This is a genomic window from Mycobacterium sp. NTMscope_MAC_269 (assembly GCF_976985695.1).
Window position 1 is genome coordinate 1,222,929 of the sequence record NZ_OZ335668.1, and the last position, 19,064, is coordinate 1,241,992.

Here is a 19,064-nt window from a genome sequence, read left to right on the forward strand (position 1 = left end):
GTAATGGATACCACCTGCGTAAACGGCGTTCAGCTGACCTGTCTGGCCCGGTGACTCGTCGCCAACGCCGCCCAACCACCTAAGCACAGCGGTCGTCACGTGTCACTGGCCCGGATGGTTCAACGTGTCCCGTCGGGAGCCGCCCTGGACCCGCCTCCGGGTGATTTTCGCCCCCCCACTGGTTCGGCTAGGCTGTGTGTCGACAAGCACAATAACTTCATCGGCCTGAAGGACGTGCCTGCCCCAATAGCGACATTCCGCACCCAACGCCATTGATGCAGGTCACTGCAGCGAATTCAGGGGCATCGGGGCCCCTCCGCACACCAATCTTTCGATGGCGCCAAGAGCCTTCTAGGTCACACCAGGAACTTTCCCCAAACCACGGGCGAGCGCCCAGCAGCTCAACTATGGTTTGGACCTGTTCCACTCATGTCCACTATTTACCTGGAGAATTGTGAGCATCAATCCATTCGACGACGACAACGGCAGCTTTTTCGTCTTGGTGAATGACGAGGAGCAACACAGCTTGTGGCCGGCCTTCGCCGATGTTCCAGCGGGCTGGCGAGTGGTTCACGGGGAAGCCGACCGAGCTGCGTGTTTGGAGTACATCGAGCAACATTGGCCCGACATCAGGCCGAAGAGCCTGCGGGACAAGCTCGCAACGGGTCGGGGTTTTGACCAGTAACCAGCCGGGGTACGGGGCGGGTGGGTGGAGACTTGGGGGAGTCGATGGCGAGGGATGATCGGACGCTGCCACTGACACGGGGTCAGCTAGACATCTGGCTATCCCAAGAAGCCGGGTTCGCCGGCACCCAGTGGCAGCTCGGCCTCCTGGTCAAGATCGACGGCCCAGTCCATCGCGACGCTTTTCAGCAGGCACTCACCCAAGCGGTCGGCGAGGCCGAATCAGGCAGGGTCTCGTTCTTCGAGGTCGACGGCCAGGTGGTCCAGAAGCCGATCGACTACCCCCACGTCGAACTCGAATTTCACGACCTGACAGTCCTGGCCGATCCGGTGCAGGAAGCGCGCGAGATGTCTTCGGCCATCCAGCGCACGCCGATGCCGTTGAACGGCCAAATGTTCAAATTCGTGCTCTTTCAAACTGGGCACGAGGAATTCTATTTGTTTGGTTGCTGCCACCACATTGCGATCGACGGTTTGGGCATGGCCTTGGTCTGCCGCCGGGTCGCGACTATTTATTCGGCGATGGTGGCGGGAAAACCAATCCCCGACGCCTACTTCGGCTCGGCGCAGGACCTGGTCGACCTCGAATCCGCGTACGAGGCCTCCGAGGATTACCTCGAAGACAAGGCCTACTGGAGCGAACATCTCCCACCGGAGAGCGGGCCGGTCGATCGGCTGCCCGATGCCGGCACCGAGCAAGACCACTACTCGCCGTCCGCGTCGGTCCAGTTGGACCCCTCGGTCGCCAACCGGATCAAGGAACTGTCAAAAAAGCTGGCCATTCGCCGCTTTTCGGTCACCACCGCCGCGTGCGCCCTGCTGGTGCGCGGATGGTCGGGCAGCGGCTCGGAGGTGGCACTGGACTTCCCGGTCAGCCGGCGGGTAACTCCAGAGTCGAAGACGCTTCCCGCGATGCTGGCCGGCGTCGTGCCCCTGGTCCTTTCGACGGAGCCGCAGACGACGGTCGCCGACTTCTGCAAGCACGTGGACAAGCGGATCCGTGAACTGCTGAAGCATCAGCGCTTCCCCGTGCACACCCTCGAGGGCGACGGGCTGCGGCAGGCGCCGAACCGCGTCGGGATCAACTTCATCCCGTCCCGGCTGACCCTGGACCTGGCCGGTTCCCCGGCGACGGCGTCGTACACGAACCACGGCCCGGTCGGGCACTTCGGCTTGTTCTTCCTCGGCGCCGGTGACCAGCTCTTCCTCAGCACCGCGGGCCCCGGTCAGCCGTTCGCGGGCTTCGGCGTCGCCGACCTGGCGGGCCGGCTGCAGCAGATCCTGGCGGCCATGACCGCCGACCCGGAACGGCCGCTGTCCTCGATCGAGCTGCTCACGCCCGACGAGCCCGCGCTCATCGACCAGTGGAGCAACCAGCCGGCGTTGGCCGAGCCGGCGCCCACCCCGGTGTCGATTCCGGCCGCATTCGCCGAACACGTGCAGCGCGCGCCCGACGCGGTGGCCGTGACATTCGGCGACCAGTCGCTCACCTACGCCGAGCTCGACGAGACGTCGAACCGCTTGGGGCACTTGCTCGTCGACCATGGAGTGGGTCCGGGCGACTGCGTGGCGGTGTTGTTCCCCCGCTGCGCGGACGCCATCGTCTCGATGCTGGCGGTGCTCAAGACCGGGGCGGCCTACGTGCCGATCGACCCGGCGCACGCGTCGTCGCGGATGGACTTCGTGCTCGACGACGCGGCTCCCAGTGCGGTGATCACCTCGGCGGAGCTGCGCTCGCGGCTCGACGGCCATGACGTTTTCGTCGTCGACGTGCACGACCCCGCCATCGACGCCCAAGCCGTCACCGCGCTGCCGAACCCGGCACCCGAGAACGTCGCCTACATCATCTATACGTCTGGAACCACCGGGACCCCCAAAGGCGTCGCCATCCCTCATCTCAACGTCACGTGGCTGACCGAGTCGCTTGACGCCGCCCTGCCGCCCGGAGATGTCTGGACGCAAAGCCATTCCTCGTCCTTCGACTTCTCGGTGTGGGAGATCTTCGGCGCGCTGCTGCGGGGCAGGCGGCTGCTGGTGGTGCCCGAATCGGTGGCATCCTCCCCGCAGGACTTCCACGACCTGCTGGTCGCGGAGAAAGTCAGCGTCCTGACCCAGACCCCGTCGGCCGTGGCGATGCTGCCGGCCGAGGGCCTCGAGTCCACGGCGTTGGTGGTGGCCGGCGAGGCCTGCCCGACCGACGTCGTCGACCGGTGGGCGGCGCCCGGGCGGGTGATGCTCGATGCCTACGGGCCGACCGAGACCACGGTCTGTGCGTCGATCAGCACACCACTTACTCCCGGCTCGCCGGTGGTGCCGATCGGCTCCCCGATAGCCGGGGCGGCGATGTTCGTCCTCGACAAGTGGCTGCAGCCGGTGCCCGCCGGGGTGGTCGGCGAGTTGTACCTGGCGGGCCGCGGCGTCGGGCACGGCTACGTGCGCCGGCCCGGCCTGACGGCCTCGCGGTTTGTGGCCAACCCCTTCGGCGGGCCGGGCGCGCGCATGTACCGCACCGGCGACGTGGTGTGCTGGGGTCCCGACGGGCAGCTGCAGTACCTGGGCCGCGCCGACGAGCAGGTCAAGATCCGTGGCTACCGCATCGAACTCGGCGAGATCCAGGCGGTGTTGGCCGGCCTCGACGGGGTGGACCAGGCCGCGGTGATCGCCCGCGAGGACCGTCCGGGCGACAAGCGCCTCGTCGGCTACATCACCGGAACCGCCGACCCCGCGGCCCTGCGCGCCCAGCTGGCCGAGAAGCTTCCGCCGTACATGGTGCCGACCGCGGTGATGGTGCTCGACGCCCTGCCGTTGACCGGCAACGGCAAGCTCGACAAGCGCGCCCTGCCCTCGCCGGAATACACCGCGAGCGAGTACCGGGCCCCGGCCGACGCGATCGAGGAGATCCTGGCCGACATCTACGCCCAGGTACTGGGTGTCGAGCGCGTCGGTGCGGACGACTCGTTCTTCGACCTCGGCGGCGACAGCATCCTGTCGATGCAGGTGGTGTCCCGGGCACGGGCGGCCGGCGTGATCTGCCGCCCCCGGGATGTCTTCGTCGAGCAGACGGTGGCGCGGCTGGCGCGGGTGTCCGAAGTTGCGGTCGACGGCGATCTCGGCGCGGCCGACGAGGGGATCGGCCCCGTGGTGGCCACCCCGATCATGCGGTGGCTGCAGACCATTGACGGCCCGATCGACGAGTTCAACCAGGCCATGGTGTTGGCGGCGCCCGCGGGTGTGAGCGCCGACGACGTGGCGGTGGTGTTGCAGGCCCTGCTGGACCGCCATCCCATGCTGCGGCTGCGCGTGCAGGACGACGGCGCCGGCGGCTGGTCGCTCGAGGCGCCCGAGGCCGGCTCGGTACAGGCCGGCGACTGCCTGCGCACGGTCGACGCGCTCTCCGACGCCGAGCTGATCGACGCGCGCTCCCGGCTCAACGTCGCCGACGGGGTCATGCTGAGCGCGGTATGGGCAAGTGCGACAAACCAATTGGCGTTGATCATTCACCACCTGGCCGTCGACGGTGTGTCGTGGCGGACCCTGATCGAGGACCTCAACATCGCCTGGGTCCAGCACCACAACGCCCAACCGGTGGCCCTGCAGGCGCCGGGCACCTCGTTCGCCCGGTGGTCGTCGCTGCTGGCCGAGCACGCGAAGGACCCGGCGGTCCTCGAGCAGGCAAATGCGTGGCGGGAGGTGTCCGCCACGCCGGCGGCGCTGCCGGCCGCCGGGTCGGAGGACACCTACGCCAACGCCGGGCAGTCGTCGGCGTCGCTGGATGTCGAGACGACCCGCCTGTTGCTGGGGGAGGTGCCGGCGGCGTTCCACGCCGGCGTGCAGGACATTCTGTTGATCGCGTTCGGGTTGGCGTTCACCGAGTTTTTGGGGACCGCCGCACCGATCGGCATCGACATCGAAGGCCACGGCCGCAACGAAGAGATCGCGTCCCGCATCGATCTGTCCCGCACAGTGGGCTGGTTCACCACCAAATACCCTGCGGCGCTGTCGATTACCGGTGGGCTGAACTGGTCGAAGGTGACCGCGGGGGACGCCGCGCTGGGCGCGGTGATCAAAGACGCCAAGGAACAACTGCGGGCCCTGCCCGACGGCCTGACCTACGGGCTGTTGCGCTACCTGAACACCGAGATCGACCTGCCGGGGTCCGACCCCGTGATCGGGTTCAACTACCTGGGCCGGTTGGCCGCGGGCGCCGACCTCTCCGACGACTTGTGGCGCGTCAGCGAGGACAGCCTGGCGTCGGCCGCGGTCGCGACCGCGGTGGCGATGCCGTTGGCGCACACCGTGGAACTCAACGCCGGCACCATGGACACCGAGGCCGGCCCGCTCCTGCACGCCAACTGGAGGTGGGCGACCTCGGCGCTGACCGACGAACAAGTAAACCGGTTGAGCCAGTTGTGGTTTGAGGCGCTGGGCGGCATCTGCGCGCATGTGCGCGCCGGCGGCGGCGGGCTGACCCCGTCCGACATCGCGCCGGCCCGCCTGGACCAGCAGCAGATCGACGAGCTGTGCCGCCAGCACCAGATCGCCGACGTGCTGCCGCTGAGCCCCGTGCAGCAGGGGTTGTTGTTCCACACCAGTTTCGCGGCCGAGCTCGAAGACCTCTACGCGGTGCAGCTGGGCATCACCGTCAGCGGCAGCCTGGATCAGCACCGGCTGCGCGAGGCCGTGCAGACCGCCGTCAACCGCCACCCCAACCTAGTGGCGCGCTTCTTCGACGAATTCGGCGAGCCGGTGCAGATCATCCCGGCCGAGCCGGTAATGGCTTGGCGCTACGTCGAATTGGACGGCGGCGACTCGGTCCAACAGCTCGAGCAGTTGGCCGCCGACGAACGCACCGCCGTGTGCGACCTGGCCGGCCAACCCGCCTTCCGGGCCGCGTTGATCCGCATCGCCGACGACCGGCACCGGCTGCTGTTCACCATCCACCACATCGTGATCGACGGCTGGTCGCTGCCGGTCCTGCTGCGGGAGGTCTTCGCCGGCTACTACGGGCAGCGGCTGCCCGCGCCCCCGTCGTACCGCAGCTACCTGATGTGGCTGGCCGCGCAGGATCATGCCGCCGCCCGAGCGGCGTGGCGCGAGGCGCTCGACGGGTTCGAGGCCCCCACCCTGGTGGCGCCGCCGGGCAAGATCGGGCGGCGCGCCGTTGCCACGTATACGGTTTCGGCGGACACCACGCGCGCGCTCGGCGAGCTGGCCCGCTCCAGCCGCACCACCATCAGCACCGTGCTGCAGGGCGCGTGGGCGCAGCTGCTGACCTGGCTGACCGGCCAACACGACGTCGCCTTCGGCACCGCGGTCTCGGGCCGCCCCACCGAGTTGGCCGGCGCCGACGCCATGGTCGGGTTGCTGATCAACACCGTGCCGGTCCGGGCCGACATCGCTGCCGCGACTACCGTCGCCGACCTGCTCGAGCAGTTGCAACGCGCCCACGCCGAGACCCTCGAGCACGAACACTTGGCGCTGGGCGAGATTCACCGCGTCACCGGTCACGACCAACTGTTCGACACGTTGTTCCTCTACGAGAACTATCCGATCGACGCCGGTGCGCTTTTGGGTGTCCAAGAACTGGCCGTCACCGAGTTCAACAGCCGCGAATTCAACCACTACCCGCTGTCGGTCGTGGCCACGCCCGGCCACGAACTGAGCCTGCGCGTCGAGTACGACACCGAGGTCTTCGACGCGGGCGCCATCGAGACGCTGATCGAGCGGCTGCGCCACGTGATGGCGGCCATGACCGCCGATCCCGCGCAACGGCTTTCGTCGATCGACCTGCTCGAGGCCGTCGAACACGAACGGCTCGACGAGTGGGGCAACCGGGGCGTGCTGGCCCGGCGGCCCACTGGACAGGAGTCGATTCCGGCGTTGTTCGCCGCGCAGGTCGCCCGCGCCGCCGACGCGGTCGCGATCACCTGCGGCGAGCGGTCGTTCACCTACCGCGAGGTCGAGGAAACGGCAAACCGGTTGGCGCACTTGCTCGTTGAGCGGGGCGCGGGCCCGGGCGAGCGGGTGGCGGTGGTGATCCCGCGCTCGGCCGAAGCGGTGATCGCGATCTTTGGCGTCCTCAAGACCGGGGCGGCCTACGTGCCGATCGATCCGAGCGTGCCCGCGGCACGCCTCGAATTCGTGCTCGGCGATGCCGCCCCGATCGCGGCGGTGACCACCGCCGAGGTGCGGCCGCAGCTGGGCGAGTTCGCCGGGCAGATCATCGACCTCGACGACCCCGCTGTGGCCGAGCAGCCGGCGACCGGTCTGCCGGTGCCCGCGCCCGAGAACATCGCTTACATCATCTACACCTCGGGCACGACGGGAACGCCCAAAGGCGTGTCGATCCCGCACCGCAACGTCACGTTGCTGCTGGAGACACTGGATGCTCAGCTGGGGTTGGGCCAGGTGTGGACGCAATGTCACTCGCTGGCGTTTGACTTCTCGGTGTGGGAGGTCTTCGGGTCACTGCTGTACGGCGGGCGCCTCGTGATGGTGCCCGACGCCGTCGTGCGCTCGGCGGAAGACCTGCACGCCTTGCTGGTTCGCGAACAGGTCAGCGTGCTCAGCCAGACACCGTCGGCGTTCTACGCGCTGCAGAGCGCCGACGCGTTGGCGCCGGAGCTGGGTGAGCAGCTGAAGTTGCAGACGGTCGTGTTCGGTGGCGAGGCCCTCGAGCCGCACCGCCTGTCGACGTGGCTGCATCGCCACCCCGGCTTGCCGCGCATGATCAACATGTACGGCATCACCGAGACCACGGTGCACGCCTCGTTCCGCGAAATCCTCGGCGGCGACGTCGACAACAACGTCAGCCCCATCGGGGTGCCACTGGCCAACCTCGGCTTCTTCGTGCTCGACGGCTGGCTGCGCCCGGTGCCCGTCGGTGTGGTGGGCGAGTTGTACGTCGCCGGTGGCGGTCTGGCCACCGGCTACCTGGGCCGCCCGGGACTCTCAGCCGCACGGTTCGTGGCCTGCCCGTACGGGGCCCCCGGGGAGCGCATGTATCGCACCGGCGACCTCGTCCGCTGGAGCGCTGACGGGCAGCTGCAGTACATGGGCCGCGCCGACGAACAGGTCAAGATCCGCGGCTACCGCATCGAACTCGGCGAAATCCAGGCCGCGCTCGCCTCGCTGGCCGGGGTCGAGCACGCCGCCGTGATCGCCCGCGAGGACCGCCCCGGCGACAAGCGCCTCGTCGGCTACGTGACCGGCACCGCCGATCCGGCCGAGGCCCGGGCCCAACTCACCGAGCGGCTGCCGTCCTACATGGTCCCGTCCGCCGTGGTGGTGCTCGACGCCCTGCCGTTGACGGTCAACGGCAAGCTCGACACCCGCGCCCTGCCGGCGCCGGAATACTCCGACGTCGACCGGTACCGGGCGCCGGCGAGCGCCATCGAGGAGATCCTCTCCGGCATCTACGCCCAGGTGCTGGGCGTAGAGCGCGTCGGCGTGGACGACTCGTTCTTCGACCTGGGCGGCGACAGCATCCTGTCCATGCAGGTGGTGGCCCGCGCCCGGGCCGCCGGCGTGGTGTGCCGCCCGCGGGACGTCTTCACCGAACAGACGGTCGCGCGCTTGGCGCGCGTCGCCACCATCGCCAGCCCCGACGACGACGTCGTCGACGAGGGGACCGGGCCCGTGGTGGCCACCCCGATCATGCGCTGGCTGCAGAACATGGACGGCCCCGTCGAGCAGTTCAACCAAACGATGGTGCTCGCGGTCCCCGCCGACGTCACCGCCGACGACATCCCGGTGGTGCTGCAGGCGTTGCTGGACCGGCACGCGATGCTGCGGGTGCGCGTCGAGGACGACGGCCTGGGCGGCTGGTCGTTCGACGTGCCCGAGGCGGGCTCGGTGCAAGCCGGCGACGTGCTCGAGACCGTCGACGAGTTGTCCGAGGCGGCGCTGGTCGACGCCCGGTCACGGCTGAACCTCGCCGATGGCCTGCTGCTGAACGCCGTATGGGCAAGTGCGACAAACCAATTGGCGTTGATCATCCACCACCTGGCCGTCGACGGTGTGTCGTGGCGGACCCTGATCGAGGACCTCAACATCGCCTGGGCGCAGCACCACAGCGGCCAGCCGGTGGCCCTGCCGGTCGGCGGCACCTCGTTCGCCCGGTGGTCGTCGCTGCTCGACGAGCACGCGCGCCGCCCCGAGGTCGTCGAGCGGGTCGAGGAATGGCGGCAGGTGGCCGCGACCCCGGCGGTGTTGCCGGCCGCGCAGCCCGAGGACACCTACGCGACGGCCGGGCAGCTGTCGGCGACGCTGGACGTCGAGACGACGCGCCTGCTGCTGGGGGAGGTGCCGGCGGCGTTTCACGCTGGGGTGCAAGACATTCTGCTGATCGCCTTCGGGCTGGCGTGGACACAGTTCGTGGGCACCGGCGCGCCGATCGGCATCGACGTGGAAGGCCACGGGCGCAGCGAGGAGCTGGGCCCGCAGGTGGACCTGTCGCGCACGGTCGGCTGGTTCACCGCCAAGTACCCGGTGTCCCTGCGGGTCGGTGGTCTGTCGTGGGGCCAGGTGGTCGGCGGCGACGCGGCGCTGGGCCCGGTGATCAAGGACGCCAAGGAGCAACTGCGCGGCCTGCCCGATGGGCTGACCTACGGGCTGCTGCGGTACCTGAATCCCGATGTGGACCTTGGTGATTCGGATCCCGCTATCAGCTTCAACTACCTGGGCCGGCTCGGTGGCGGGGCCGCCGACCTGTCGCCGGACCTGTGGCAGCTGAGCGAGGACAGCTTCGCGCTGGCCGGTGCGGCCGGGGCGGTGGCCTTGCCGTTGCCGCACACGGTGGAGCTCAACGCCGGCACCATGGACACCGCGGACGGCCCGCATCTGCAGGCCAACTGGACCTGGGCGCTCTCGGCGCTGGACGAGAAGCAGATCGGCAAGCTCAGCGAGCTGTGGTTCGACGCGCTGGCCGGGATCTGCGCGCACGTGCGCGACGGGGGCGGCGGGTTGACCCCGTCCGACATCGCGCCCGCCCGGCTGACCCAGCGCGACATCGACGAACTGCAGCAGCAGTACCGCGTCGCCGACGTGCTGCCGTTGACCCCGCTGCAGCAGGGGCTGCTGTTCCACACCGGCACCGCGCAGGGCGGCCAGGGCTCCGAAGATCTCTACGCCGTGCAGCTCGACATCTCGGTGAGCGGCGCCATCGACCCGGACCGGCTGCGCGAGGCCGTGCAGACCGTCGTCACCCGTCACCCCAATGTGGTGGCCCGGTTCAGCGAGGACTTCGGCGAGCCGGTGCAGGTCATGTCGGCGGATCCGGAACTGGCGTGGCAGTACGTCGAGCTGGACGGCGGCGGCGACTCGGACCAACAAGACCAGCAGATCGAGGAGCTGTCGGCCGCCGAACGCGTCGCCGTGTGCGACCTGGCGGGCAAGCCGCCGTTCCGGGGCGCGCTGATCCGCACCGGGGACGACACCTACCGGTTCGTGCTCACCAACCACCACATCGTGCTCGACGGCTGGTCCAAGCCCGTCCTGTTACAGGAGATCTTCGCCAGCTACTTCGGGGTGCGGCTGCCCGCGCCGGTGCCCTACCGCAGCTTCATCACCTGGCTGTCCGAGCAGGACCGCGCCGCCGCGCAGGCGGCCTGGCGCGAGGTGCTTGCCGGTTTCGACACCCCCACGCTGGTGGGCCCGTCGGGCGGGATGGGGTTGGGTCCGCGCGGCGTCGCGGAGTTCGCCGTGTCCGCGGAGACCAGCCGCCTGCTCGGCGAACTGGCCCGCTCGTGCCGCACGACCGTCAGCACCGTGCTGCAGGCGGCCTGGGCGCAGCTGCTGATGTGGCTGACCGGCCAGCACGATGTGGTGTTCGGCACTGCCGTTTCGGGCCGACCGACCGATTTGGCCGGATCCGAGGCCATGGTGGGCCTGCTGATCAACACCGTGCCGGTGCGGGCGACCATCGGTGCCGAAACCACCATCGCCGACCTACTTGACCAGCTACAACAGACCTACACCAGCACCCTGGACCACCAGCACCTGGCGCTCAATGAAATCCATCGTGTAACGGGACACGACCAAATTTTCGACACAATGTTCGTGTATGAGAACTATCCCCTCGATACTGCCGCGCTATCGGCCGTGGACGAGTTAACTATTAGGGGATTCACGAATCGGGAATACAACCATTACCCGCTTTCGGTACAAGCCGTGCCGGGCCATGAAATTGGCCTTCGCGTCGAGTTCGATACGGACGTGTTCGGCGAGGCGAGGATCGAGAAGCTGGTTGAGCGTTTCAAGCGGGTGCTGGAAGCCATGACCGTGGACTTGGAGGAGCAGTCATGACCGTCGGTGCGGGACGGCGATTGTTATCGATCGATCTACTGGATGGCGGCGAGCACGACCGACTCGACGAGTGGGGTAATCGGGCGATATTGACCAAACCGGTCAAGGCCCCGACGTCCATTCCCGAAATGTTCGCGGTCCAGGTGGCGCGCGCCCCTGAGGCGACGGCGCTGAGTTTCGACGGTCGGTCGATGACGTACCTGGAGCTCGACGAGGCCGCCAACCGGCTCGCGCACCTGCTGGCCGAGCAGGGCGCCGCCCCGGGCGAGTGCGTCGCGCTGCTGTTCTCGCGCTCGGCCGAGGCCATCATCTCGATCCTCGCGGTGTTGAAGACCGGCGCGGCCTACCTGCCGATCGACCCGGCCCTGCCGGCCGCCCGGATGGAATTCATGCTCGGCGACGCCACCCCGATCGCCGCGGTCACCACCGCCAGCCTGCGCACCCGGCTGGACGGATTCGACCTGCCGGTCATCGACGTCGACGAAGCCGCGGCGGACAGCCAGCCCAGCAGCGCGGTGCCCGGCCCGGCGCCCGAGGACATCGCCTACATGATCTACACCTCGGGCACGACGGGAACGCCCAAGGGCGTCGCGGTCACGCACCGCAACGTGACCGAATTCCTCAAGACCTTGCACGCCAAACTGCCGTCGGGCTCGGGCCAGGTGTGGTCGCAGTGGCACTCGCTGGTGTTCGACGTCTCCGTGTGGGAGATCTGGGGCGCGCTGCTGCACGGCGGGCGCCTGGTCGTGGTCCCCGAATCGGTCGCGGGCTCGCCCGACGAGCTGCACGCCCTGCTGGTCGCCGAGAAGGTCAACGTGCTGAGCCAGACCCCGTCCGCGGTGGGGATGCTCTCGCCCGAGGGGCTGGAGTCCACCGCGCTGGTGGTCGCCGGCGAGGCCTGCCCCGCCGAGGTCGTCGACCGCTGGGCGCCCGGCCGCGTGATGATCAACGCCTACGGCCCGACCGAGGCCACCGTCTACGCCGCCATGAGCGCGCCGCTGGCGGGGGACTCCGGCGCGCCGCCGATCGGCTCGCCGGTTCCCGGCGCGGCGCTGTTCGTCCTGGACAAGTGGTTGCGGCCCGCGCCCGAGGGCGTGGTCGGTGAGCTGTACGTGGCCGGCCGCGGCGTGGCCACCGGGTACGCCCGGCGTTCCGGTTTGACGGCGTCGCGATTTGTGGCCTGCCCCTTCGGCGGACCGGGGGCGCGGATGTACCGCACCGGCGACCTGGTGCGCTGGGGCGCCGACGGCCAGCTGCAGTACCTGGGCCGCGCCGACGAGCAGGTCAAGATCCGCGGCTACCGCATCGAACTCGGCGAGATCCAGTCGGCGCTGGCCGCGCTCGACGGGGTGGACCAGGCCGCGGTGATCGCCCGCGAGGACCGTCCCGGCGACAAGCGTCTCGTCGGCTACATCACCGGCACCGCCGACCCGGCCGTGCTGCGCACCCAACTGGGCAAGCGGCTGCCGGCCTACATGGTCCCCGCCGCGGTCGTTGTGCTCGAGGCGCTGCCGCTGACGGTCAACGGCAAGCTCGACAAGCGCGCCCTGCCCGCGCCGGAGTACCACAAGCGCGCCGGCGAGTACCGCGCCCCGTCCGACCACACCGAGGAGATCCTGGCCGGCATCTACGCCCAGGTGCTGGGTGTGGAGCGTGTCGGCGTCGACGACTCCTTCTTCGACCTCGGCGGCGACAGCATCCTGTCGATGCAGGTCGTGGCCCGCGCCCGCGCCGCCGGCGTGATGTGCCGCCCGCGCGACGTGTTCGTCGAGCAGACGGTGGCCCGGCTGGCCCGGGTGGCCACCGACCGCGACGACGAGGACGACGTGGTCGACGAGGGGCTCGGCCCGGTGGTGGCCACGCCGATCATGCGCTGGCTGCAAACCGTGCAAGGCCCGATCGACGACTTCAACCAGACCATGGTGCTGGCGGCCCCCGCGGGCGTCACCACCGACGAGGTGGTCGTCGTGCTGCAGGCGCTGCTGGACCGCCACCCGATGCTGCGGCTGCGCGTCGAGGACGACGGCGACGGCGGCTGGAAGCTGCACGCGCCCGACCCGGGCTCGGTGCAGGCCGGCGACTGCCTGCAGTCCGTCGACACGCTGACCGACGCGACCCTGGTCGAGGCCCGGTCGCGGCTGAACCCCGGCGCCGGTGTGATGGTGAGCGCCGTATGGGCAAGCGAGACAAGCCAATTGGCGTTGATCATCCACCACGTGGCCGTTGACGGTGTGTCGTGGCGGACCCTGATCGAGGACCTCAACATCGCCTGGGCGCAGCACCACAGCGGCCAGCCGGTGGCCCTGCCGGTGGGCGGCACCTCGTTCGCCCGGTGGTCGTCGCTGCTGGCCGAGCACGCGCTGAGCCCGGCGGTGGTCGAGCAGGCCGACGCCTGGCGCGAGGTGGTCTCCACCCCGGCCGTCCTGCCGGCCGTGCGTCCCGACGTCGACACCTACCAGACCGCCGAGCAGTTGTCGGTCTCGCTGGATGTCGAGACCACCCGCCTGTTGCTGGGTGAGGTGCCCGCGGCGTTCCACGCCGGGGTGCAGGACATCCTGTTGATCGCGTTCGGGATGGCCTGGACGAAATTCCTGGGTAGCGCCACTCCAATCGGCATCGACGTCGAGGGCCACGGGCGCCAGGAAGAGCTGGGACCGCACGTCGACCTGTCACGCACCGTGGGCTGGTTCACCACCAAGTACCCGGTGGCCCTGACCATCGACGGGCTGGACTGGGCCAGCGTGGTGGCCGGCGACGACGCGCTCGGCGCGGCGGTCAAGTCCACCAAGGAACAGCTGCGCGCCCTGCCCGACGGCCTGACCTACGGCCTGCTGCGCTACCTGAACCCCGACGTCGACCTCGGTGGGACCGACCCGCTGATCGGCTTCAACTACCTGGGACGGCTCGGCGCGGCCGCGGACCTGCCCGGCGAGTTGTGGCGGTTGAGTCCCGACAGCCTGTCGCTGAGCGGCGCCGCCGCCGCGGTGGCGATGCCGCTCATGCACACCGTCGACCTCAACGCCGGCACCATGGACACCGAGGACGGCCCGCACCTGCACGCCAACTGGACGTGGGCGGCCTCGGCGATGAACCGCGAGCAGATCAGCCAGCTGAGCCAGCTGTGGTTCGAGGCCCTGGCCGGCATCTGCGCCCACGTGCAGGGTGGTGGCGGCGGGCTCACCCCGTCCGACGTCGCGCCGGCGCGCCTGAACCAGCGGCAGATCGACGAGCTGAGCAAGCAGCACCAGATCGCCGACATCCTGCCGCTGACCCCGCTGCAGCAGGGTCTGCTCTTCCACGCCAGCTTCGCGCAGGACCCGGGCGACGACGTCTACGCGGTGCAGCTGGGCATCACCGTGACTGGCGCCCTGGACTCGCACCGGCTGCACGAGGCGGTGCACACCGTGGTGAACCGCCACCCCAACCTGGCGGCCCGGTTCTGCCCGCAGTTCGGCGAGCCCGTGCAGGTGATCCCGGCCGACCCGGTCATGGCGTGGCGCTACATCCAGCTGGGCCCCGAGGACCCCGACCCCGAGCAGCGTGTCGACGAGCTGTGCGCCGCCGAGCGCGCCGCGGTCAGCGACCTGGCCAACCGCCCGGCGTTCCGGGCCGCGCTGATCCGCACCGCGGACAACCGCTACCGGTTCGTGCTCACCAACCACCACATCGTGATGGACGGCTGGTCGCTGCCCATCCTGCTGCGCGAGATCCTGGCCAACTACTACGGTGACCAGCTGCCCGCGCCCGCGACCTACCGCAGCTACCTGACCTGGCTGGCCGGCCAGGACCGCGCCGCCGCCCAGGCGGCATGGCGCGAGGTGCTCGACGGGTTCGAGGCCCCCACCCTGGTGGGTCCGGCGGGCCGGATGCGGCTCGGCCGTCGGGCCGTGGAGTCCTACCGTCTGTCCGCGGAGACCACGCGCGCCCTGGGTGAGCTCGCCCGCTCCTGCCACACCACGGTCAACACCGTCCTGCAGGCCGGGTGGGCGCAGCTGCTGATGCGGCTCACCGGCCACCACGACGTGGCGTTCGGCACCGCCGTCTCCGGTCGGCCCGCCGACCTGGCCGGCGCCGAATCGATGGTGGGCTTGCTGATCAACACCGTCCCGGTGCGCGCCAACATCGACGCCGAGACCACCGTCGCCGACGTGTTGGAGCAACTGCAGCAGCACCACAACGACACCCTCGAGCACGAACATCTGGCGCTCAGCGAGATCCACCGCGTGACCGGCCACGACGCGCTGTTCGACACCCTGTTCCTGTACGAGAACTACCCGATCGACACCAGCGTGCCGTTGGGCTTCCACGAGTTGGCCATCACCGATGTCACCAACCGCGAGTACAACCACTACCCGCTGTCGGTGATGGCGCTCCCGGGCCGCGAACTGGGCCTGCGCGTCGAATACGACACCGACGTGTTCGACGCGGCCGGCATCGAGAAGATGACCGAGCGGTTCCAGCGGGTGCTCTCGGAGATGACCATCGATCCCGCCCGACGGCTGATGGCGCTGGACGTCGTCGGCGAGGCCGAACACGAGCTGCTCGACGCGTGGGGCAACCGGGCGGTGCTCAGCCAGCCCGCGACCGGCAAGTCCATCCCGGGCATGTTCGCCGCGCAAGTGGCCCGCACCCCGGACGCGGCGGCGCTGACCTTCGAAGGCCGCTCGATGACCTATCGGGAGCTCGACGAGGCCGCAAACCGGTTGGCGCACTTGCTGATCGAGGAGGGCGCGGGTCCGGGCGAGCGGGTCGCGCTGCTGTTCTCCCGCTCGGCCGACGCGATCGTCTCGATCCTCGCGGTCCTCAAGACCGGGGCGGCCTACCTGCCGATCGACCCGGCGCTGCCGTCCGCGCGGATCGAGTTCCTGCTCACCGACGCCGAACCCGTCGCCGTGGTCACCGCGACCGGACTGCGGTCGCGGCTGGAGGGCTGCCGCCCGACGGTCATCGACGTCGACGACCCGGCGCTGGACACCCAGCCCAGCACCGCGTTGCCGATCCCGTCGTCGGACAACATCGCCTACCTCATCTACACGTCGGGCACGACCGGCGTCCCCAAGGGCGTGGCGGTCACCCACGACAACGCCACCCAGCTGGTGGAGTCCCTGCACGCCGACCTGCCGGAGGCGGGCGTCTGGGCCCAGTGGCACTCCCTGGTCTTCGACGTGTCGGTGCACGAGATCTGGGGCGCGCTGCTGCACGGCGGCCGCCTGGTCGTGGTGCCCGAATCGGTCGCGGCCTCCCCGGACGAGCTGCACGCGCTGCTGGTCGCCGAAGAGGTGACCGTGCTGAGCCAGACCCCGTCGGCGGTGGGCATGCTCTCGCCCGAGGGCCTGGACTCGACGGCGTTGGTGGTGGCCGGCGAGGCCTGCCCGCTCGAGGTCGTCGACCGGTGGGCATCGGGGCGCGTGATGATCAACGCCTACGGCCCGACGGAGGCCACCGTGTACGCGGCGATGAGCGCGCCGCTGCAGCCCGGGGCCAAGTCGGCGCCGATCGGTTCGCCGGTGCCGCGGTCCGCGTTGTTCGTGCTGGACCGGTGGCTGCGCCCGGCGCCCGAGGGTGTCGTCGGCGAGCTGTACATCGCCGGTCACGGTGTGGCGACGGGATATTCGCGGCGGTCCGGCCTGACGGCGTCGCGGTTCGTGGCCTGCCCGTTCGGCGGCCCGGGCGCGCGCATGTACCGCACCGGCGACCTGGTCCGGTGGGGCCACGACGGTCAGCTGGAATACCTGGGCCGCGCCGACGAGCAGGTCAAGATCCGCGGCTACCGCATCGAACTCGGCGAGGTGCAGGCGGCGCTGGCCGCGCTGGACGGGGTCGAGCAGGCCGCGGTGATCGCCCGCGAGGACCGTCCCGGCGACAAGCGGCTGGTGGGTTATATCACCGGCACCGCGGACCCGGTCGGCATCCGCATCCAGCTGGCCGACCGGCTGCCGGCCTACATGGTGCCGGCCGCGGTGGTGGTGCTCGACGCGCTGCCGCTGACGGTCAACGGCAAGCTCGACAAGCGAGCCCTGCCCGCGCCGGAATACCAGAAGCGCGGCGGCGAATACGTCGCCCCGTCCAACCCGACCGAGGAGACCGTCGCCGGTATCTTCGCCCGGGTTCTCGGGATGGAGCGGGTCTCGGTCGAGGACTCCTTCTTCGAGCTCGGCGGCGACTCGCTGTCGGCGATGCGGGTGATCGCCGAGATCAACACCGCCCTGGACGGCGCCCTGTCGGTGCGTACCCTGTTCGACTCGCAGTCCATCCGGGCCCTGAGTCAGCGGATCACCAGCGGCGCCGACACCGAGAACGCCGCGGGCCCCGGCTTCGCGGCGGTGCACGGCGCCGACGCCACCGAGGTGTATGCCCGCGACCTCACGCTGGACAAGTTCATCGACGCCACGACGCTGTCGACCGTGCCGTCGCTGCGCGCGCCCAGCTCCGAGGTGCGGACGGTCCTGCTGACCGGCGCGACCGGTTTCCTCGGTCGCTACCTGGTGCTCGAATGGCTCGAGCAGCTGGAACAGGTCGAGGGCAAGCTGGTCTGCCTGGTGCGGGCCCGCACGGATGAAGATGCCTGGCGCCGCCTGGAGAAGACCTTCGACAGCGGCGACCCGGAACTGCTGCGCCACTTCCAGGAACTGGCCGAAGAGCACCTGCAGGTGGTCGCCGGCGACAAGGGCCAGGCGAACCTGGGCCTGAGCGACGAGACCTGGCAGCAGCTGGCCGACACCGTCGACCTGATCGTGGACTCCGCGGCCGTCGTCAACGGTGTGCTGCCCTACAACGAGCTGTTCACGCCCAACGTCGGCGGCACCGCCGAGCTGATCCGGTTGGCGCTCACCACGAAGATGAAGCCGTACGCGTACGTGTCGACGTCGGACGTGGGGCGCCAGATCGAGCCGTCGGCCTTCACCGAGGACGCCGACATCCGGGTCATCAGCGCCACCCGCGTCATCGACGGCAGCTACGCCAACGGCTACGGCAACAGCAAGTGGGCGGGCGAGGTCCTGCTGCGCGAGGCCCACGACCTGTGTGGCCTGCCGGTCTCGGTGTTCCGCTCCGACATGATCCTGGCCGACACCAGCTACGCCGGCCAGCTCAACGTCGCGGACATCTTCACCCGGATGATCCTGAGCGTCGTGGCCACCGGCTGCGCGCCCAAGTCGTTCTATCAGCTCGACGCCGACGGCAAGCGGCAAAGCGCGCACTTCGACGGGCTGCCCGTCGAGTTCGTCGCCGAGGCGATCGCCAAGCTGGGCGCCCAGGTGATGGAGGGGTTCGAGACCTACCACGTGATGAACCCGCACGACGACGGCATCGGGCTCGACGAGTACGTCGACTGGCTGATCGAGGCCGGCTACCCGATCGAGCGCGTAGGCGACTTCGGGGAGTGGCTGCAGCGCTTCGAGACCGGCCTGCGCGGCCTGCCGGAACGCCAGCGGCAGAACTCGGTCCTGCAGATGCTGCTGTTGCTGCTGCGCGATCCGAAGAACCTGCAGCCCGCCGAGCCGGCGCGCGGCGCTTTCGCGCCGACCGACCGGTTCCGCGCCGCCGTGCAGGAAGCGAAGGTCGGCTCGGACAACGACATCCCGCACGTGAGTGCGCCGGTGATCGTCAAGTACGTCACCGACCTGCAACTGCTCGGTCTGCTCTAACCGCTCGCGGAACTTCAGCGCGGCGTGGTCCCCAGGACCACGCCGCGCTGCTGTATGCGCCATTCCTGACATCGGAACAGCGGGGGCCGTTCCGGGGGCCCACTGCCTATCACGCGCCAATAACGGCGCCGCCGCGATAGGCGGCGGCGGAAGGACTGAACCCGCCGATCCAATCAATACTGAATGTAGCTAGACTACCCAGGATCAGTACTAGAAGTATCTTAAGAGTGGCATTTTGTAGGTCCAGTAGGCGATTTTGGGGAATTCACAGGACATTAAGTTTGGATAACCCTGGACTACCGGGGTTCTCGTCTACTAGCGTTTCCCACTGTTGCACTCGTGTTGACTACGAGATTTCCGGAGTCGGTGAGCGTCGTCCGATCGACAGCGACACCCACCAGTCTGGTCTTCCCGGTCACCGACGAAGCG

Annotated in this window: 3 protein-coding genes; all 3 read left to right on the forward strand. The window is 69.4% G+C overall.

Translation table 11 applies throughout. The features are described 5' to 3' along the window. Positions 1-454 precede the first annotated feature (454 nt). Genes ACZ50Z_RS06120 through ACZ50Z_RS06130 form a run of 3 tightly spaced genes read left to right on the forward strand, consistent with a single transcriptional unit; the run spans position 455 to position 18,635 of the window. Positions 455-685: an MbtH family protein gene (locus ACZ50Z_RS06120; protein ID WP_003877688.1), complete on the forward strand. Its 231-nt coding sequence runs from the start codon at positions 455-457 to the stop codon at positions 683-685. A 44-nt stretch (positions 686-729) separates the two neighbouring features. Further along, complete coding sequence (locus ACZ50Z_RS06125; protein ID WP_464482732.1) at positions 730-10,989, forward strand: amino acid adenylation domain-containing protein; 10,260 nt, start codon at positions 730-732, stop codon at positions 10,987-10,989. After that, positions 10,986-18,635, forward strand: coding sequence for a non-ribosomal peptide synthetase (locus tag ACZ50Z_RS06130; protein ID WP_464482733.1), 7,650 nt, complete (start codon positions 10,986-10,988; stop codon positions 18,633-18,635). The genes ACZ50Z_RS06125 and ACZ50Z_RS06130 overlap by 4 nt, the downstream gene beginning before the upstream one ends. Positions 18,636-19,064: the final 429 nt, after the last annotated feature.